The 19,277-nt window shown below is 67.2% G+C and carries 17 protein-coding genes and 1 tRNA gene; 11 read left to right on the top strand and 7 right to left on the bottom strand.

Translation table 11 applies throughout. The annotated features are described in order from the left end of the window. Window positions 1-11: 11 nt before the first annotated feature. The 4 genes from yidC to rpmH are packed head-to-tail and all read right to left on the bottom strand — an operon-like array spanning window position 12 to window position 1,777. Window positions 12-935: a membrane protein insertase YidC gene (gene yidC / locus ABZX61_RS09000; RefSeq protein ID WP_355192873.1), complete on the bottom strand. Its 924-nt coding sequence runs from the start codon at window positions 933-935 to the stop codon at window positions 12-14. 4 nt (window positions 936-939) lie between these two features. Beyond that, window positions 940-1,221 (bottom strand): membrane protein insertion efficiency factor YidD, encoded by a 282-nt coding sequence (gene yidD / locus ABZX61_RS08995; protein WP_319718238.1) that lies wholly within the window; start codon window positions 1,219-1,221, stop codon window positions 940-942. Then, complete coding sequence (gene rnpA / locus ABZX61_RS08990) at window positions 1,218-1,580, bottom strand: ribonuclease P protein component (protein ID WP_350724226.1); 363 nt, start codon at window positions 1,578-1,580, stop codon at window positions 1,218-1,220. Before rnpA ends, yidD begins: the two co-directional genes overlap by 4 nt. 59 nt (window positions 1,581-1,639) lie before the next feature. Next, window positions 1,640-1,777, bottom strand: coding sequence for a 50S ribosomal protein L34 (gene rpmH / locus ABZX61_RS08985; protein WP_020547366.1), 138 nt, complete (start codon window positions 1,775-1,777; stop codon window positions 1,640-1,642). Between the two features lie 447 nt (window positions 1,778-2,224). Here rpmH and dnaA point away from each other — a divergent pair, with 447 nt between their 5' ends. From dnaA to ABZX61_RS08935, 10 genes are all read left to right on the top strand, one after another. Further along, complete coding sequence (dnaA, locus tag ABZX61_RS08980) at window positions 2,225-3,805, top strand: chromosomal replication initiator protein DnaA (RefSeq protein ID WP_350724228.1); 1,581 nt, start codon at window positions 2,225-2,227, stop codon at window positions 3,803-3,805. A 523-nt stretch (window positions 3,806-4,328) separates the two neighbouring features. Continuing rightward, entirely contained in the window at window positions 4,329-5,468 is a 1,140-nt protein-coding gene (dnaN, locus tag ABZX61_RS08975; RefSeq protein ID WP_355192871.1) for a DNA polymerase III subunit beta, read from the top strand. 46 nt (window positions 5,469-5,514) lie between these two features. Continuing rightward, complete coding sequence (gnd, locus tag ABZX61_RS08970) at window positions 5,515-6,462, top strand: phosphogluconate dehydrogenase (NAD(+)-dependent, decarboxylating) (protein ID WP_355192869.1); 948 nt, start codon at window positions 5,515-5,517, stop codon at window positions 6,460-6,462. 35 nt (window positions 6,463-6,497) lie between these two features. Then, window positions 6,498-7,742 (top strand): DNA replication/repair protein RecF, encoded by a 1,245-nt coding sequence (gene recF / locus ABZX61_RS08965; RefSeq protein WP_355192867.1) that lies wholly within the window; start codon window positions 6,498-6,500, stop codon window positions 7,740-7,742. Further along, complete coding sequence (locus tag ABZX61_RS08960) at window positions 7,732-8,232, top strand: DciA family protein (RefSeq protein WP_350724236.1); 501 nt, start codon at window positions 7,732-7,734, stop codon at window positions 8,230-8,232. Before recF ends, ABZX61_RS08960 begins: the two co-directional genes overlap by 11 nt. A 353-nt stretch (window positions 8,233-8,585) precedes the next feature. Further along, window positions 8,586-10,529, top strand: a complete 1,944-nt coding sequence (gene gyrB, locus ABZX61_RS08955; RefSeq protein ID WP_355192865.1) for a DNA topoisomerase (ATP-hydrolyzing) subunit B — start codon at window positions 8,586-8,588, stop codon at window positions 10,527-10,529. Between the two features lie 21 nt (window positions 10,530-10,550). Continuing rightward, window positions 10,551-13,049 carry a DNA gyrase subunit A gene (gene gyrA, locus ABZX61_RS08950; RefSeq protein ID WP_355192863.1) on the top strand — a complete coding sequence of 833 codons (2,499 nt, stop codon included), beginning with the start codon at window positions 10,551-10,553 and terminating at the stop codon, window positions 13,047-13,049. 3 nt (window positions 13,050-13,052) lie between these two features. Then, window positions 13,053-13,814 carry a DUF3566 domain-containing protein gene (locus ABZX61_RS08945; RefSeq protein ID WP_355192862.1) on the top strand — a complete coding sequence of 254 codons (762 nt, stop codon included), beginning with the start codon at window positions 13,053-13,055 and terminating at the stop codon, window positions 13,812-13,814. Window positions 13,815-13,941: 127 nt separating this feature from the next. Continuing rightward, window positions 13,942-14,015, top strand: a tRNA-Ile gene (locus ABZX61_RS08940). Between the two features lie 214 nt (window positions 14,016-14,229). Then, a complete protein-coding gene (locus ABZX61_RS08935) occupies window positions 14,230-14,460 on the top strand; it encodes a hypothetical protein (RefSeq protein WP_355192860.1) in 231 nt (76 codons plus the stop codon). A 145-nt stretch (window positions 14,461-14,605) separates the two neighbouring features. On the opposite strand, the gene ABZX61_RS08930 is transcribed toward ABZX61_RS08935, so the two are convergent. The 3 genes from ABZX61_RS08930 to ABZX61_RS08920 form a co-directional block, all read right to left on the bottom strand. Beyond that, window positions 14,606-14,740: a hypothetical protein gene (locus ABZX61_RS08930; protein ID WP_355192858.1), complete on the bottom strand. Its 135-nt coding sequence runs from the start codon at window positions 14,738-14,740 to the stop codon at window positions 14,606-14,608. A 762-nt stretch (window positions 14,741-15,502) separates the two neighbouring features. Beyond that, window positions 15,503-16,948 carry an MFS transporter gene (locus ABZX61_RS08925; RefSeq protein WP_355192856.1) on the bottom strand — a complete coding sequence of 482 codons (1,446 nt, stop codon included), beginning with the start codon at window positions 16,946-16,948 and terminating at the stop codon, window positions 15,503-15,505. Window positions 16,949-17,019: 71 nt separating this feature from the next. Next, window positions 17,020-17,508, bottom strand: coding sequence for a MarR family winged helix-turn-helix transcriptional regulator (locus ABZX61_RS08920; RefSeq protein ID WP_355192854.1), 489 nt, complete (start codon window positions 17,506-17,508; stop codon window positions 17,020-17,022). A gap of 1,394 nt (window positions 17,509-18,902) precedes the next feature. Between ABZX61_RS08920 and ABZX61_RS08915 the strand changes: the two genes are divergently transcribed. After that, on the top strand, window positions 18,903-19,097 hold the full coding sequence (locus ABZX61_RS08915; RefSeq protein ID WP_355192852.1) for a hypothetical protein: 195 nt from the start codon (window positions 18,903-18,905) through the stop codon (window positions 19,095-19,097). Window positions 19,098-19,277: the final 180 nt, after the last annotated feature.

Raw genomic sequence — 19,277 nt, 5'->3', positions numbered from 1 at the left:
CTCCTTCATGTTCAAGACTTCTTGCTGCCGGTGCGCTTGCTGCGGGACTGGCGGCTTGGCTGCTGCCTGACGATCTTAGGCTCCGGCGGGGGCGGAGGCGCCTGCTCTTCGGGCGTGGTCTTGCGAAGCTTGGCGAACAGGCCGGGCTTGGCCTCGAGGGGGACCGCGTTGCCCTTGGCGTCGAACTGCGGCATCGGGTGCCGGCTGTAGAACCAGTGCTGCTGGCCCAGGGTCCAGAGGTTGGTGGTGACCCAGTAGAGGATCAGGCCCAGGGGGAAGTTCAGGCTGAAGAAGGCGAACAGCGGCGAGATGTACATCAGGATCTTCTGCTGCTGCGCCATGGGGTTGTCCGGCATCTGGGCCATCGAGCGGGTGACGCTCTGCCGGACGGTGAGGAAGGTGGTGAGCGAGCTGATCGCGACGAAGCAACCGATGATGATCTTCTCGCTGACCTGGGCGGCCTCGAAGAACGTGGCAGGAAGCGGGGCGCCCAGGATGAGGGCATGCTTGGCGCTGTCGACCAGCTCCTGCGTCATCCCGAACTTCGGCTGGTCCGCCGCGATCGCCCGCAGCACGGTGAACATCGAGATGAAGATCGGGAACTGGGCCACGACAGGGAGACAGCCGCCGAGGGGGTTGGCGCCCGCACCTTGGTACAGCGCCATGACCTCCTGGTTCATGCGCTGCTTGTCGTTCTTGTAGCGCTTGCGGAGCTCCTGGACCTTCGGCGCCAGCTCCTGCATCTTTCGCGACGAGCGCATCTGCTTGAGGAAGAGCGGGAAGATCAGGATCCGCATGCAGATGGTCAGCGTGATGATGGTGAGCGCCCAGGTCAAGCCGCTGTTCGGGTCGAGCACCGTGCTGTATGCCTGGTGGATCCAGGTAATGACTTGGGCGACGGCTGTGTACAGCCAGTTGAGCCAGGACAGCTCCACCGAGCTATCTCCCTTGCGTTTCGTGGGACCGGACCGGGCGTGGGGGCACCGGGTCTATACCTCCGGGATGGAATGGGTGGCACCGCCCGATGCGCCGGACAGTCAGCCAAATGCCGCGCAACGCTCCGTGCGTGGCGATCGCCTCGAGTCCATACGCGCTGCAGGACGGGTAGAAACGGCAGCGTGGACCCAGCATCGGGCTGATGAACGCCCGGTAGAACCGGATCGGGATGATCAGCGCCCGAGCGGCGAGGCTCGGCGTCACCCCTTGCGGCTGCTCCGTCATTTTTGTCCACCCGTCGAGGACTCGCGCCGCCTGAGCAAACGTTCCAGTGCGGAGTCGAGCTCGGCGGCCAGAAGCTCGAATCGCGCGGACGCGGCCGGTGGATTGGCGCGTACCACCAGCAGGCTACCTCGCGGCAGCCGGTCGAGACGGTCCCGCATCAGGTGTCGGAGCCGTCGCTTGACCTTGTTCCGGGTCACGGCGCCGCCTACGGCCTTGCTCACCACGAAACCCACTCGAGGGGACTCTTCCCCCGAAGTGGCGAAATGCACCACGAGAGTCGGACGACCAGCGCGCTTACCGCGCCTGACCGCCGCCTCGAACTCTTCCCCGCGCCGCATGCGGGAGTGACGGGACAGCACCGTATACGCCTAACGCCCGCCGGCATGACGCACCGACGGGCCATATACGCGCGGAACGATCAGGCCGACAGCTTCTCGCGGCCCTTGCGGCGGCGAGAAGCGAGGATGGCGCGACCGGCCCGGGTGCGCATCCGCAGCCGGAAGCCGTGGGTCTTCGCGCGGCGACGGTTGTTCGGCTGGAAAGTACGCTTGCTCACGGGTGGGCTCCAGGCTTGAAGGTGCGCCACAAGGACGCTGTACACACATGGATGGCCTGCCAGGGAAGCGAGGGCACGCGAAATAGCCGTCGCGTGACAAGCCGACCGTCGTACGTTACGGGGGAAGCACCCCTCAGGTCAAACTGGACGGGTTATCCACCTTTCCACAGGCGACTTTTCCACCGCCGCCCCGGCGTCCACAGTATGTGCACCCAGGTGCCACTAGGCTGTGGACAATGCCTTGAACACAGCTGTGCACATAGATACTGTCGGCCCTTTCGAACCTGCTAAAGGGCTGTGCACAACCTGTGGATCTCCTGTGGAGGGCCTGGGCACGACGCCCGGCCGCCACGTTGTGGACGAACGGGCCGCCGATCACCGCGGGCGGCCGCGCATGTGGATAAACGATCGCGGGGGGCCGCGAGAGGAAGGAGGGGGAGCCGCACCATGAACGGTGTCGACCTCGGCACGGTATGGGCGAGGGCCCTGAGCAACTTCCTCAACGAGAACGTGCCGATCCAGCAGCGTACGTGGCTTGGGATGGTGCGCCCGATCGCGCTGGCGAACGACACGATCGTGCTCGGCGTCCCCAACGACTTCATCAAGGACCTCATCGAGGGCAACAAGCTGCGCCCGCTCGTGGCGCACGCGCTGTCACAGGAGCTCGGCCGGACCATGCGGGTGGCCGTGATGATCGACACCACGGCGCCGGAGCAGCTGTCGGTCGACCCTCATCAACAGCCTGTGACTCAGAGTTATCCCCAGAATGTGGAGAGCCAGCCGCTCTACGCACAGCCCGCGCCATCGCAGCACCAGCAGGCTTCGGAGCCTCCGCAGTTCTATTCTCCACAGCCTGAGCCGCCCCAGATATCCACCGAATATCCACAGCCGGGCTTCTCTTTTGAACAGGCGCAGCCGTACACACCGCCTGTGGAAAAGGAGCCGGAGCCGGCTCCGAACCGGTGGGAAGCGAAGAGCAACAAGCCCAGCGAACCGGCCAGGCTCAATCAGAAGTACACATTCGAGACATTCGTCATCGGGGCCAGCAACCGGTTCGCCCACGCGGCGGCCGTGGCGGTCGCCGAATCCCCCGCGAAGGCGTACAACCCGCTCTTCATCTACGGAGACTCGGGGCTGGGGAAGACGCACCTGCTGCACGCGATCGGGCACTATGCACAGAGCCTGTACGACGGCGCGCGGGTCAGGTACGTGAGCTCCGAGGAGTTCACCAACGACTTCATCAACAGCATCCGCGACCACAAGGCCGACGGCTTTCGCGGACGCTACCGGGCGATCGACATCCTGCTTGTGGACGACATCCAGTTCCTGGAGGGCAAGGAGCAGACCCAGGAGGAGTTCTTCCACACCTTCAACACCCTCCACAACGCCAACAAGCAGATCGTCATCTCCAGCGACCGCGCGCCGAAGCAGCTGACCACGCTGGAGGACCGGCTGCGCAACCGGTTCGAGTGGGGCCTGATCACCGACGTCCAGCCGCCGGAGCTGGAGACCCGGATCGCGATCCTCAGGAAGAAGGCCATCCAGGAGGGCCTGGCCGCGCCGCCCGAGGTGCTGGAGTACATCGCCAGCCGCATCTCCACCAACATCCGCGAGCTCGAGGGCGCCCTGATCAGGGTCACCGCGTTCGCCAGCCTCAACCGGCAGGGTGTGGACCTGCAGCTCGCCGAGGTGGTGCTCAAGGATCTGATCACCTCGGAGTCCGACACCGAGATCACCATCGCGGCGATCATGACCGAGACCGCCAACTACTTCGGCATCAGCATCGACGACCTGTGCGGCACCTCACGCAGCCGGGCGCTCGTCAACGCCCGGCAGATCGCCATGTATCTGGCCCGCGAGCTGACCGAGCTGTCGCTGCCCAAAATCGGCCAGCAGTTCGGCCGCGACCACACCACGGTCATGCACGCCGAGCGGAAGATCCGCTCGCTCATCGCCGAGCGCCGGTCGATGTACAACCAGGTCAACGAGCTGACTTTGCGTATCAAGCGGACATCTCGCGGAGCCTGAACTTCATGCACAGCCTGTGGAAAACACTGTGGATCTGCGGAAACGCCGAAACCCGCCGGCTCTTCGCCACACAATGCCCGAAAAAATCCCCCACAGGGCCTGGGGACAAGGTTGGGGACACCCTGGGGAGAACCTGGGGACTACTCGTGGATAACGTGTGGACGTCCTGTGAACAGGCGATCTGGGACTCCAGCCGCGTCCCTTTTACCCCGTGGACAACTTGTGGAAACCTCGTGGATAACCCGTGGATGAAGGCACCAAGATCTGGGGACAGCCTGTGTGCACAGACTCGTCATCCCCAGGCGCGCGAGTTCTCCCCAGGCGTCACCCACATCCCCAGTGGATGAAAACAGGGCTGCTGAGCAGCTAGAACGCCGGTTGTCCACAGTTTCCACAGCCCCTAGTGTGATGACCTCTTATCTCTCTAACAAAGAAACTCAAGACCCATAGAGGGGTTCTCCCGGAACTCAGGTGCGGGAGAGTGAACACTTGAATCAACGACGAACCCAGGAGGCCGATCACCGTGATGTTCCGAATCGAGCGAGACGTTCTCGCTGAGGCGGTGGCATGGACGGCACGCAGCCTCCCGGCGCGCCCGTCGGTGCCCGTGCTCGCAGGCATGCGTCTGGAGGTCACCGAGGGACAGCAGCTGAAGCTGTCCGGCTTCGACTACGAGGTCTCCGCCGAGGTGACGCTCGAACTCCAGACCGGTGAGGCCGGCGTCGTGCTGGTCTCGGGCAAGCTGCTCGCCGAGATCACCCGCGCACTTCCTGCACAGCCTGTGGACTTCGTGGTGGACGGCGCCAAGGCGGTCGTCACCTGCGGCAGCGCTCGATTCACACTGCTGACCATGCCTGTGGAGGACTACCCGTCCCTCCCGGCGATGCCGCCGGCCGCAGGCCGGGTGGGCAGCGACGTGTTCGCCTCCGCCGTCGGCCAGGTCGCCGTCGCCGCCGGCCGGGACGACACCCTGCCGATGCTCACCGGCGTGCGGATGGAGATCGAGGGCGACACGGTGACCCTCGCCGCGACCGACCGCTACCGGCTCGCCGTACGCGAGCTGAAGTGGCAGCCGGGCCAGCCCGACTTCGCCGCCATCGCCATGATCCCGGGCAAGACCCTCGCCGACACGGCCAAGGCGCTCGGCACGACCGGCGCGGAGGTGGAGATCGCGCTCAGCTCCGCCGGAGGCACCGGCGAAGGCATGATCGGCTTCTCCAGCGCCGGACGGCGGACCACCACCCGGCTGCTCGACCCCGAGTTCCCCAAGTACCGGTCGCTGCTGCCCACGGAGTTCTCCGCCCGCGCGGACTTGTCCACAGGGCCGTTCGTCGAGGCCGTCAAGCGCGTCGCCCTGGTCGCCGAGCGCAACACCCCGGTGCGGCTGGCGTTCAAGAGCGGCGAGGTCGTGCTCGAGGCGGGCAGCGGCGACGAGGCGCAGGCCGTCGAGGCCCTGCCTGTGGATTACGAGGGCGAGGAGATGAACATCGCCTTCAACCACCAGTTCCTGCTCGAGGGACTGGGGGCCATCGACTCGGATGTTGCGCGACTTCAGATGACCACGTCGACGAAGCCCGCTATCCTCACGGGTGGCAAGCCTGTGGATGACGGAGCCGCTACGGACTACCGTTACCTGATCATGCCCATCCGCCTGTCAGGCTGATCCTGTCATCGGGGATGATGGAAGTCTGACAAGGGGGTAGGACAACATGCAGATCGGCATGGTCGGACTGGGCAAAATGGGCGGCAACATGGCCGAACGCCTGCGCCGCGGAGGTCACGACGTCGTCGGCTACGACCGCGATCCCGCGATCAGCGACGTGGGCAGCCTCAAGGAGCTGGTCGAACGCCTGCAGAAGCCGCGGGCGATCTGGGTCATGGTCCCCGCCGGCAAGCCCACCCAGGCGACGATCGACGATCTCGGCGAGCTGCTCGACCCCGGTGACGTCGTCGTCGACGGCGGAAACTCGCACTATGTGGACGACCAGAAGCACGCCGCCGAGCTGGCCGAGAAGGGCATCGGCTTCGTCGACTGCGGCGTGAGCGGCGGCGTCTGGGGCCTCAAGAACGGCTACGCGCTCATGTGCGGCGGCGACCAGGCCAACGTCGACCGGCTCATGCCGATCTTCGAGACGCTCAAGCCCGAGGGCGAGGACGGCTTCGTGCACGCGGGCGAGGTCGGCGCCGGGCACTTCGCGAAGATGGTCCACAACGGCATCGAGTACGGCATGATGCAGGCGTTCGCGGAGGGCTGGGAGCTGCTCGAGGCCTCCGACGTCGTCAAGGACGTCAAGGGCTCGTTCAAGAGCTGGCGCACCGGCACCGTGATCCGCTCCTGGCTGCTCGACCTGATGGTCCGGGCGCTGGACGACGACGAGCACCTCGAGCAGCTCCGAGGTTATGCACAGGACTCCGGGGAGGGCCGGTGGACGGTGCAGGCGGCTGTGGACCACGCGGTGCCGCTGCCGGTCATCACCGCCTCGCTGTACGCCAGGTTCGCCTCGCGGCAGGACGACTCGCCCGCGATGAAGGTGGTCGCGGCGCTGCGCAACCAGTTCGGCGGCCACGCGACCACCTCCGCGGAGGGCAGCACCGAAAAGGGGGCCGACTCCCCCGGCGCCGATGTGATCCCGCCGCGCGAGACCGAGCGTCGGTGACCACAGGCATCCCCGAGGCGCACTAACCTCGTGGGGTGCATGTCGCCCACCTCTCGCTGACCGATTTCAGGTCGTACGCGTCCGTGGAGCTCGGCCTGGAGCCGGGCGTCACGGCGTTCGTGGGGCCCAACGGCCAGGGCAAGACCAACCTGGTCGAGGCCCTGGGCTACGTCGCGACGCACTCCAGTCACCGGGTGTCGAGCGACGCGCCGCTGGTGCGCAAGGGCGCCACGCGGGCGATCGTGCGCTGCGCCGTCCACAGGGATGACCGCCGGGCGCTGGTCGAGCTGGAGCTCAACCCGGGGCGGGCCAACCGCGCCAGGCTCAACCGCTCCCCCGTGTCCAGGGCCCGCGACGTCGTCGGCCTGCTGCGTACGGTGCTGTTCGCCCCCGAGGACCTCTCGCTGTCCAAGGGCGATCCGGCCGAGCGGCGCCGATTCCTCGACGACCTCCTGGTGGCCAGGACGCCCAGGTTCGCCGGCGTCCGGGCCGACTACGACCGGGTGCTCAAGCAGCGCGGCGCGCTCCTGCGTACGGCCGCGCAGGCCCGCAGGGGCAGCAGGAGCGCCCGACGGGCCGAGAGCGACAGCGGGTTCACCGCGGCCGGCGCGGGCGACGTGCTGAGCACTCTGGAGGTGTGGGACGCCCACCTCGCCAGGCACGGCGCGGAGCTCCTTCGGGCCCGGCTGGAGCTCGTCGAGGCGCTGCGCCCGCTGGTGGCCGGCGCCTACTCCGCGCTCGCTCCTGGGAGCGACCCCGCGACGCTGGCCTACCGCAGCACGTTGTCCACAGGTGGGGATACGGATGAGGGTGTCTCGGAGGACGAAGCCGCCGGTGAGCGGGGATCTTTCGATACACAGACGTTATCCACAGACTTGGGGAAAACCCTTGAAGAACGGCTGCGGGAGCGGCTATTGGAGGTCCGCACAGCGGAGCTCGAGCGCGGCGTCACGCTCGTCGGACCCCACCGCGACGACCTGATCCTCGGCCTGGGCGACCTGCCCGCCCGGGGCTACGCCAGCCATGGCGAGTCCTGGTCGTTCGCGCTGGCGCTGCGGCTGGCGGCGTACGACCTGCTGCGGGCCGACGGCGGCGATCCCGTGCTGATCCTCGACGACGTGTTCGCCGAGCTCGACAGCCAGCGCAGGCGGCGGCTGGCCGAGATCGTCGCGCCGGCCGAGCAGGTGCTCATCACCGCCGCCGTGCCGGACGACGTGCCCGCGGAGCTGGTGGGAGGCCGGTTCGACGTCGCAGAAGGGAGCGTGACCCGTGTCCGCTGACGACAACCCCGCGGCCAGGGGAGCCGCGATGGCCAGGGAGAAGCTCGCCCAGGCCAAGGCCGACGCGGCCAAGCGCGGCCAGCTCCCCCGGCGCGAGCCCAGGCGCAAGGCGGCGGGGCCGCGCAGGGAGGGCGGCGATCCACAGCTTTTCGGACGTGCCATTGCCGACCTCCTGGCCGACCGCGGCTGGGAGCGCTCGGCGGCGGTCGGCGGGGTGTTCGGGCGCTGGATCGACATCGTGGGTCCTGACCTGGCCGCCCACACCAAGCCCGAGTCGTTCGAGGACGGCGAGGTGCTGATCGCGGCCGACTCCACGGCCTGGGCGACGCAGGTGCGGCTGCTCGCGCGCACCCTCGTCCGCCGGCTCAACGAGGAGCTCGGCGACGGCACCGTCACAAAGGTCAAGGTCAGAGGCCCGCAGAACGGTCCCCGGCCGTCCGGAGGGTTGCGGGTGACCGGAAGCCGGGGCCCTGGCGACACCTACGGATAGCCTCGATCAGCGGTTTTCCGCAGCAGGCACTTTTGCTGCTCCGGTTGGGCCCCAGGGGCGATCAGAAAGCCACAGACGCGATAAGCCCCCTTTCCGAAGGGGGGATGCTTACCAGGGGGCAAAACGAGCTAGGAGCCATCACAGGCGCGTTCCTTGCCACCTTCGGCCGCCGGACCCGGTAGACTGAAGACGGATTCCGGACACGTCCGCTTGCGTGTCACCCCGGCGATAAGCCGACTTCCCTTGGGTGACCGCGCATCGGGGCACTCACGACGGTGACGGGCACGGTAGGGGCAGCTTTCGCAGGTCGATGGCCTCCCCCGCCGCGTGTCCGCGGCAGGAGGATTTCGCAGTTGTCCTACGACGCTAGCTCTATCACCGTACTCGAGGGGCTTGAGGCGGTTCGCAAGCGCCCGGGTATGTATATCGGCTCCACCGGTGAGCGTGGCCTGCACCACCTCGTCTACGAGATTGTGGACAACTCGGTGGACGAGGCCCTCGCCGGCTACGCCTCCGTGATCGACATCACGCTCTTGGCCGACAACGGTGTACGCGTGGTCGACAACGGCCGTGGCATCCCCACAGGCTTCATGGCGAAGGAAAACCGCTCGGCGGTCGAGGTCGTGCTGACCACGCTCCACGCGGGCGGCAAGTTCGACAGCCAGTCCTACGCGGTCTCCGGCGGCCTCCACGGCGTCGGCTCGGCCGTCGTCAACGCGCTGTCCACCGCCATGGACGTCGAGGTCAAGCAGAACGGCCACTTCTGGCGCCAGCGCTACGAGATGTCCAAGCCTCTCGCGCCGCTGGCCAAGGGCGAGGGCACCGACGAGACCGGCACCACGATCACGTTCTGGCCCGACCCCGACATCTTCGAGACCACCGCCTGGAACTACGAGACGCTCTCGCGCCGCTTCCAGGAGACGGCCTTCCTCAACAAGGGCCTGACGATCACGCTCACCGACGAGCGCCCCGACCACATCAATGGCGAGGTCCACACCGTCACCTACTGCTACGAGGGCGGTCTGACCGACTTCGTCCAGCACCTCAACGCCAAGAAGGAGCCGGCGCACGCGTCGATCGTCTCCTTCGAGGAGGAGGGTGACGGCATCGCGGTCGAGATCGCCATGCAGTGGAACAACTCCTACTCCGAGTCGGTCTACACCTTCGCCAACATGATCAACACTGCGGAGGGCGGCACCCACGAGGAGGGCTTCCGCGCGGCGCTGACGACGATCGTCAACCGCTACGCGCGCGAGCAGAAGTTCCTCAAGGAGGGCAAGGACGACAACCTCTCCGGCGAGGACGTCCGCGAGGGCCTGACCGCGATCATCTCGGTCAAGCTGGCCGACCCGCAGTTCGAGGGCCAGACCAAGGCCAAGCTGGGCAACACCGAGGCCAAGTCGTTCGTGCAGAAGGCCTGCAACGACCACCTGCGCGACTGGTTCGAGCGCAACCCCGGCGAGGCCAAGGACATCATCAACAAGTCGCTGCAGGCCTCGCGCGCCCGCATGGCCGCCCGCCAGGCCCGCGACCTGACCAGGCGCAAGTCGCTGCTCGAATCGGGCAGCGGCCTGCCGGGCAAGCTGGCCGACTGCCAGTGGAACGACCCGGAGAAGTGCGAGCTGTTCATCGTCGAGGGTGACTCGGCCGGCGGCTCGGCCAAGGGCGGCCGCGACTCGCGCTTCCAGGCGATCCTGCCCATCCGCGGCAAGATCCTCAACGTCGAGAAGGCGCGGATCGACAAGGTCCTCAAGAATAACGAGGTCCAGGCGCTGATCACCGCCCTGGGCACCGGTGTGCACGACGAGTTCGACATCGCCAAGCTGCGCTACCACAAGGTCATCCTCATGGCCGACGCCGACGTCGACGGCCAGCACATCAACACGCTGCTGCTGACGCTGCTGTTCCGGTTCATGAGGCCGCTGATCGAGGCCGGACACGTCTACCTGTCGTGCCCGCCGCTCTACAAGATCAAGTGGGACCGCAAGGGCGAGGACGCCTCCTACGCGTACTCCGACACCGAGCGCGACGCGGTCATCGCCGAAGGGATCGCCAACGGCAAGGCCGACCCGCGGCCGCGGGACAACGTACAGCGCTTCAAGGGTCTCGGCGAGATGAACGCGGGCCAGCTCTGGGAGACCACGATGAACCCGGAGACCCGGCTGCTGCGCCTGGTCACGCTCGACGACGCGGCGCAGGCCGACGACCTGTTCAGCGTGCTCATGGGCGAGGACGTGGAAGCCCGGCGCGACTTCATCATCCGCAACGCGCGCGACGTCCGCTTCCTCGACGTTTAGTTAGAAAAGGGATCATCACCTGTGACGGACGTGAACACCACTCCCCCGGCTGAGCGCATCGAGCCTGTGGACATCCAGTCCGAGATGCAGCGCAGTTACATGGACTACGCGATGTCGGTCATCGTGTCCAGGGCGCTGCCGGACGTCCGCGACGGTCTCAAGCCCGTGCACCGGCGAGTGCTCTACGCGATGTACGACGGTGGCTACCGTCCCGACCGCGGCTACTTCAAGTGTGCCCGCGTCGTCGGTGACGTGATGGGCACCTACCATCCCCACGGCGACACCTCGATCTACGACGCGCTGGTACGACTGGCGCAGCCGTGGTCGCTGCGATACCCGCTGGTCGACGGGCAGGGCAACTTCGGCTCGCCGGGCAACGACCCGGCGGCGGCGATGCGCTACACCGAGTGCAAGCTCGCGCCCATCGCCATGGAGATGCTGCGCGACATCGACAAGGACACCGTCGACTTCCGCCCCAACTACGACGGCAAGTCGCAGGAGCCCGACGTCCTGCCGGCGCGCTTCCCGCAGCTGCTGGTCAACGGCTCGGGCGGCATCGCCGTCGGCATGGCCACCAACATCCCGCCGCACAACCTGCGCGAGGTCGCCTCGGCGGTCAAGTGGGCCCTGGAGAACCCCGAGGCCGGCGACGAGGAGCTGCTCGAAGCGTCGATCAGGCTGGTCAAGGGGCCCGACTTCCCCACCAAGGCGCTGATCGTCGGGCGGCGGGGCATCGAGGACGCCTACCGCACCGGGCGCGGCTCGATCACCATGCGGGCCGTGGTCGAGGTCGAGGAGGACAAGGGGCGGCAGGCGCTCGTCGTCACGGAGCTGCCGTACCAGGTCAACCCCGACAACCTCGCCCTCAAGATCGCCGAGCTGGTGCGCGAGGGCAAGCTGACCGGCATCGCCGACGTACGTGACGAGAGCTCTTCCCGGGTCGGGCAGCGCCTGGTGATCGTGCTCAAGCGCGACGCGGTCGCCAAGGTCGTGCTGAACAACCTGTACAAGCACACCCAGCTCCAGGACACCTTCGGCGCCAACATGCTGGCCCTGGTCGACGGGGTGCCGCGCACGCTGCGGCTCGACCAGTTCATCCGGCACTACGTCGCGCACCAGATCGAGGTCATCGTCCGCCGGACGCGCTACCTCCTGCGCAAGGCCGAGGAGCGCGCCCACATCCTGCGCGGCCTCCTGAAGGCCCTTGAGCGGCTCGACGACGTCATCGCCCTCATCCGGGCCTCGGAGTCCGCCTCGCACGCCCAGCAGGGCCTCATGGCGCTGCTGGAGATCGACGAGGTGCAGGCGCAGGCCATCCTCGACATGCAGCTGCGCAAGCTGGCCGCCCTGGAGCGGCAGGCCATCCAGGACGAGTACGACTCCCTGATGACGCAGATCGCCGAGTACAACGCGATCCTGGCCAGCGAGGCCCGTCAGCGGGAGATCGTCAACGAGGAGCTCGCCGAGATCGTCGGCCGCTACGGCGACGACCGGCAGACCGAGATCATCGCCTACGACGGCGACATGTCGATCGAGGACCTCATCGCCGAGGACGAGATCGTCGTCACGATCACCCGGGGCGGCTACGCCAAGCGCACGCGTACCGACCTCTACCGGGCGCAGAAGCGCGGCGGCAAGGGCGTGCGCGGCGCCCAGCTGCGCCAGGACGACATCGTCGACCACTTCTTCGTCACCACGACGCATCACTGGTTGCTGTTCTTCACGAACAAGGGCCGGGTGTACCGGGTCAAGGCGTACGAGCTGCCCGACGCCGGACGTGACGCGCGTGGCATGCATCTCGCGAACCTTTTGGCGATGCAGCCCGACGAAACAGTTATGGAGGTTCTCGACCTACGCGACTACGACGTCGCCCCCTACCTCGTGCTCGCCACCCGCAGCGGGCTGGTCAAGAAGACCCGCCTGTCCGAGTACGACTCCCCCAGGACCGGTGGCCTGATCGCGATCAACCTGCGGGATGACGACGAGGTCATCGGAGCCCGCCTGGTCTCCGAGCAGGACGACCTGCTGCTGGTCTCCAGGGGCGCCCAGTCGATCAGGTTCACCGCTTCCGACGAGGCGCTGCGGCCCATGGGCCGTGCGACCAGCGGTGTGATCGGCATGAGGTTCCTCGACGGTGACGAACTTCTCGCCATGAATCGACTCGCCGACGGTCAAGATGTGCTTATCGCCACGGAGGGTGGGTACGCAAAACGGACGCCAGTGGGGCAGTATCCAGTTCAAGGACGTGGCGGTAGGGGCGTGCTTACTGCGAAAATCGTGTCTTCCCGTGGCAAGCTGGTCGGTGCCGTCATGGTCAACCCAGAGGACGAGGTCTTCGCGATCACGTTCGCCGGCGGGGTGATCCGGACGAGTGCCGGTGAGATCAAGCAGTCCGGCCGCCAGACCATGGGAGTGCGATTGATGAATCTCGCCGAAGGAGACAGCGTGGTGGCCCTCGCCCGGAACGCGGAGTCGATGGAGACTTCGGTGGAAACTGAGGAAGACGGGGGAGGAGAGTAGTTCATGAGCGCCCAGGGTGGCTCCGCCAGGACTAAGGCGGCTTCGGGTAACGGACAACAGCCGAAGAAGCCCAACGAAACCGAGATCTTCGGCGCGGTCGACGACGGCAAGGACACGTCGCCCGCGCAGGGCAAGCCAGGTCCGCCCAAGGAGGAGTCGCGGTCGACGGCCCCCGCGCCGTCACCCATGCCCACGCCGTCCGCCCCCGGCCCCGGCGGTCCTGGTCCTGGTCCTGGCCCCGGTCCGGGTTCCGGTCCTGGCCCCGGCCCGCAGCCTCCGGAGGGCAACGACACGGTCCGCGTCCGTCCGTCGCTCGCCACCGAGGCCCCGCCCGCTCTCGAGCTGCCCAACAAGAAGAAGTCGTCGAACTCCTCGGGGTCCCGGCTCCCCCGCAAGGCCCACCTGGTCCTGCGCCGTGTCGAGCCGTGGTCCGCCATGAAGTTCAGCTTCGTGGTGTCCCTGGTCTGCTTCGTGGTGCTGTTCGTGGCGGTGGCCGTCCTGTACGGCGTGCTGTCGGCCCTGGGCGTGTTCGACTCGCTGGTCGACCTGGTCAACCAGCTCGGCCAGGGAGAGCAGGGGCAGAGCTCCATCCCCATCAACATCGCCTCCTGGTTCGAGCCGGTGCGCATCCTCGGCTACACGGCACTGATCGGTGCCGTGAACGTCGTACTGATCACCGCGCTGTCCACGTTGGGGGCGGTCATCTACAACATCGCCTCTGACCTGGTCGGAGGCGTCGAGGTGACCTTCAGCGAGGCCGAGTAGTCGTGGCGCTCGCGCCGGCCCCGTGGGCGGGGACGGCGCGAGCAGCACGCTGGAGGCGGTAAGCTTTTCCTCGTCCGAACAACCGGTTCGCCTCCGTCCTGCGGATGCGATAACGTTCGGTGTGCGCGGGGCTATAGCTCAGACGGTTAGAGCGCTTCCCTGATAAGGAAGAGGTCCCAGGTTCAAGTCCTGGTAGCCCCACAGAGTTTCACCAGCTCAGAGGCTAGATCCCAAGATCGTGGATCTGGCCTCTTGATCGTTTGCCATCAATTTGCCACCAAGATCGTCTGTCATCAGGTGACAGAGATCAGTCCACATCGACAGCAGGCAGACCTTCGAACGGTGCCGACCAAGATCGAGTTGAACCTCGATACGCAGCTTGCCCGTGCTACGCACCCGGACTTGACCAGCCCGCGTGGGATATGACCTGTGGGTGGCCTTGGCCGGTGCGACGACGACGTGTGTCGTCGCCGGCCACGTCACCCGTACGATCGTGATGGTCTCCGTCGACCAGGGCGTGGTCGGCGCGGCGGTTCCCCGGTCGCTCGTGGGCCGGATCGTGGCCTTCGCGCTCAGGGCCGCCATGGCGGACTCCCCCTCCCGCGAAGCCCCGCGCCAGGGCCTGAACGGGGACGATGAGTCGTAATGAGTCCTGGTTCGCGCATCGCCGCCATCCCGCTGCCGGGCCCGCAGATGAGGACGATCTACGGGCTCATCTACCACGGTGCTCTCGATCTTTGCGCGACCTTCCTGGTTGAGCACACCGCCTTCCCGAAGAACCTGAAGGAGGCTCAGCACCTGGTCGACTCGCTCAAGGCCGGCAGGGAGTCCCTGGGCATGAAGCAGCCGCTCAGGGTTTCCGAGGCCACGATGGCGCCGATCCGCGAGTTCGTCTCCTCAGGCAAGCGGGTCGAGAGCGAGTTCACGTCGGCCTCCTTCGCAGTGGCGATGGAGGTGTCCATCTCGTTCGAGAGCGCGACTCAGGTCATCATGGAGATGATCGGCCAGAGCCATATCATGAGTCGTGAACGCACGACGAGTCGGTCCCGACGGTCGATCGCCAAGCACCGGCGCGTATCGCGGCGGCTGAGCAGAAGAGCGTGCCGGCTCTCCCCGTGGCGGTCGCGCCGTCCAGGACGGTCGCTCTGCCTCCTCCTGCCATGGACACGCCAGAGGGTGATTCTCGTGCGCATCTCGCGCGCGAGCTGGCACGCGCGCACATCCGGGCCGGTGCGCCGAAGTACAAGGATCTTCAGGTGGGGCTCGCTCCTCTCGCGGCATCGCCAGGCACACTGTCGGGGATCTTCCGGGGGCATCGGCATCCCCCAGTGGGAGCTCATGAAAGGCCTTCTCCTCGTCTTCGGCGCCCGCCAGGACGACATCGACGAACTGTGGCTCCCCCTGTGGCTGAGGGCGAGGGAGTGCGTCCTCCCCGTTGGCGCGCTTCCGGCCGTGCGCTTGTCGGCAGTGGCCGACCGCTATCCGGACATGCCTCCCACCCGGGCTCTCCGGCAGGCCCCTGCGGCAGGCGAGAGCCGTGCCGCTCGCCGGTTTGCCGAGGGCTGCGCTGCTCGACCGGAGGTCCGCGACCTGGGGCCTGGTGAGCGCCGAATGGACGGACGCGTGCGGAGCCGTCCTCAATGGGAACGCCCGGCGCGCCGTAGCACGCCGGGCGAAGGGGACCCGTCTCAGGCAGCAGCCGTCTCCTCTTCGGCCACGGGCAGGCCGGCGGCGGCCGGGGCAGGACGGCGCAGAACGGTGAGCGCCACGGCGAGCGCCGCGACCAGCAGCCCGGCGGAGATGCCGAACGCCAGCCGGTATCCCCCGGTCAGCGCGGCGGCCTGGCCCGCTCCGGCGGCCAGGAGCTCACCGGTGCGCGAGGCGGCCATCGTGGACAGCACCGCCACGCCGATGGCCATCCCCACCTGCTGGGTGGTGTTGAAGAAGCCGGAGGACAGCCCGGCGTCGCTCTCCTGGGCGCCGGACATGGCCAGCGTGACCAGCGCCGGGAGCACCAGCCCGCCACCCGAGATCAGCACCATCGCCGGGAGCAGGTGGGTGACGTAACCGGCGTCCACCGTCACCCGGGTGAGCAGGAGCATCGCCGCGATGAGCAGCACCAGGCCGATGATCAGGACGGCACGGGCGCCGAAGCGGGCGCTGAGCCGGGCCGAGACGAACAGCGAGATCGAGCCGATGCCCACCGCGGCCGGGAGCATCGCCAGCCCGGTGTCCAGCGCCCCGTAGCCCAGGACCCGCTGCATGTAGAGCGCGACGAGGACCTGGAAGGCGAACATGCCCGACAGGGCCAGCATCTGGGCGAGGTTGGCGCCGACCACGTTGCGCGAGCGCAGGATCCGCAGCGGCATGAGCGGGGCCTTGGCCCTGGCCTGCCGCGCCACGAAGCCGGCGAGCAGGGCCAGCGACACCGCGCCCAGGCCGAGGGTGTGGGCGGCGAGCCAGCCGTACTCCTCGACCTTGACGACGGTGTAGATGCCCAGCATCAGACCGGCGGTCACCAGCACGGCACCGGCGATGTCCGCGCCGGCGGCCAGGCCGATCCCGCGGTCGGCGGGCAGCGTCGGCAGGGCGAGCGCGATGGTGATCACGCCGATCGGCACATTGATGAAGAAGATCCACGGCCAGCTCAGGCCGTCGGTGAGCACTCCGCCCAGGACCTGGCCTATCGACGCGCCGGCCGCCCCGGTGAAGCTGAAGATCGCGATGGCCTTGCCCCGTTCCCTGGCGTCGGTGAACAGCGTCACCAGGATGCCCAGGACCACGGCCGAGGCCAGCGCGCTGCCCACGCCCTGCAGGAACCGGGCGGCGATCAGCATGCCGGACCCGGTGGCCGCGCCGGCCAGCACGGACGCGGCGGTGAAGATCGCATTCCCGGCCAGGAACATCGTCCGGCGCCCGATCAGATCGCCCAACCTCCCGGCCAGGAGCAACAACCCGCCGAAGGGGATCAGATAGGCGTTGACGATCCAGCTCAGCTCGGCGCCAGAGAAGCCCAGGTCCTGCTGGATGGCGGGCATCGCCACCGTCACGATGCTGCCGTCCAGGACCGTCATCAGTCCCGTCGCGGACAGCACGCCCAGCGCGGTCCAGCGCGAGTTAAGCACGTACGACATGGTCTCTCCTGTCTCAGGCCGACAAGAGAGACCGTAGCAGATAGTTCCGTAATAGACGATCCTCTTTGGATCTAATTTGCGCGCTCCCGGGCCCGGCGTGCCTGCTGGGGTCCTTCGGCGGGGGCGGCGAGGTGCCCGCTGACCAGGCGGTTCAGGGCGCGCACCAGGATCTCGCGCTCGTCGTCGGGAAGCGCGCCGAGCGCCGCCCGGTGCACGCCGTCCACGATCTCCTGGCTGCGCTTGGCCATGGCCGCGCCCGCGTCCGTGACCGCGATGATCCGTGCCCGCCGGTCGGTGCTCGACGGGCGGCGCTCGGCGTAGCCGGCCTTCTCCAACGCATCCACGGTGACCACCATCGTGGTCTTGTCCATGTCACCCAGCTCGGCGAGCTGGATCTGGGTGCGCTCCTCCTCCAGCGCGTGGACCAGCACGCAGTGCATGCGCGCCGTCAGCCCGATCTCGGCGAGCGCCGCCGACATCTGGGTCCGCAGCACGTGGCCGGTGTGGTCGAGCAGGAAGGACAGGTCGGTTTCAGTACGTGCGGGAGCCATTGCCGTCATGCCGCCAGCTTACCCAAGTCGTCCCGGAACGGATTATCTGCGAAGGGACGATTATCCGGATCGGGTTCCTCCGAGGCTCGCGACGGCCTCGACCACGTCAAGGGAACGCGTCGATGAGCACGTCGACTCGGTGAGCGGCGAAATCCCGGCGCTTCCTGACGCCGCTCTGCAGGCAGGCGACGAAGCGTACTCGCGGGCGTCGCGCAGGAGCCGGTCCATGACGTAATGGCGAATCCGCAGGTGCATCCACTCGTAGCCGGCCGGGTCCCGCCACCGCAGGTCGTGGTCGAGGGCCTCGCGCAGCACACCGTTGACCTCCAGGCCGTGGGCGGCGGTCTCGACGTACGGCTGCGCCCGGTACGCAAGGCACGGGTCAGCTCGCGACGCAGCTCTCCGCGGCCTAGAGCGCCTGGTAGATGGTCTCGTGGCACACATGCATCTCCGGCCGCTCGGGAAAGTTCTTGCCCAGACTCTGGCAGATCCGCTCCGGGCTTCAGCGTTTATGCAGGTGGTCTTGAATGTATGCCCATAACGCGGGGTTCTGCCCGATCTTGCTGGGCTTGGGGCAAGGCCGGCGCGCGTCGGCTCGGGCCTGAGCCGCGTGCGGCCGAGCACGCGCGATCTCCCGGATCAACGCCTTCTCCCGCACCCGTCGGCAATATGGATCCGCTCGGTCTCGTTCAAATAGCGGCCAAGTACGCCTGGGTGTTCCGCCGCTGCGATCGGCAGCGCCCCACGTTCATTACCGGTCGCGTTGCGTCCGTTACGCCATCGTCGTCCCGTTCGGGAGTTGATGCCGACGATCCGGCACGCCTCCTTGTGGCTCAAGTCCTGCCGCACGAGCCGCAAGTATGCCGCCCACTCAAAGGGAAAGCCCTCTGCTGCCCCGGCTGCGTTCCCGGTCCTCCCGAAGGTCCCAAACACACACCGCGATCGTGGCAATGCTTCGCGATCGGGCAGCTTTGGTGTCCTGGGTCGCGAATCTGGCATGGACCTGTGGGCAGCCTGTGGATGCTTCGCGGAGTAGATGTGGATAAACCGAGCGAAGCTGTGGATGCAGTGTAACGGTTTGATAACCCGACATGCGTGAAACATCGTGAAACATCCGACTGGCCACCATCGGCGCGGTGGTTGAGTAAGAGATTAGGTCCCACCCTCCCTTACGACCTGCACAAATATCGCGACGCGATGAGTGTTGGGGTGAATCCAGGATTATCCACAGGAACGCCCACTATCTGGAGTGTCTGCGGAAGTACCTACGCAAGAATCTTCTCGTGAGGCCCCGGGCGAGCTCGGACCAAACAAAGAGCGACCGGTCCCCTGCCCCACAGAGAACCGGTCGCCTACACGTCCCGCCCCTACAGGGTTCCAATCCGCAGAAAGGACGCGTCCAGATGGACAGGGTAGTCGGACAACCAAGTGAAGGCACGAGCGAGCCGACCAAGGCGAAGGAGCCGGATCGACTCCCGCTCAGGTGGGCGATCATCATCAGCATCTCGGTGGCCGTCGGCATCTTGACGGGCAACCTTGCGGCGGGCATAGGCGCAGGGCTTGCGGCGGTCGCTGTGCTGCACATCGTGATTGCTTAGGCAGATGTGTCCCTGGCGTCCCCGCTGTCCCCAATGCTGGCCTGACCAGGGGAAACGTTTGTAGCCTCCGGAGGCCTTGTCGGAGACAGGCTGTCCCCACTGTCCCCGGCAAGGCCGGAGTAGCAGCCTGATGCGCGCTTCGCGCGATAAACGGGCTGAAACACTCTGGGGCGCGGGGCG

It is taken from the genome of Nonomuraea sp. NPDC003709 (assembly GCF_040610775.1).
Lineage (GTDB): Bacteria > Actinomycetota > Actinomycetes > Streptosporangiales > Streptosporangiaceae > Nonomuraea > Nonomuraea angiospora_A.
Note: the sequence above shows the minus strand (reverse complement) of the source record. Positions and strands in the feature narration are given on the sequence as shown.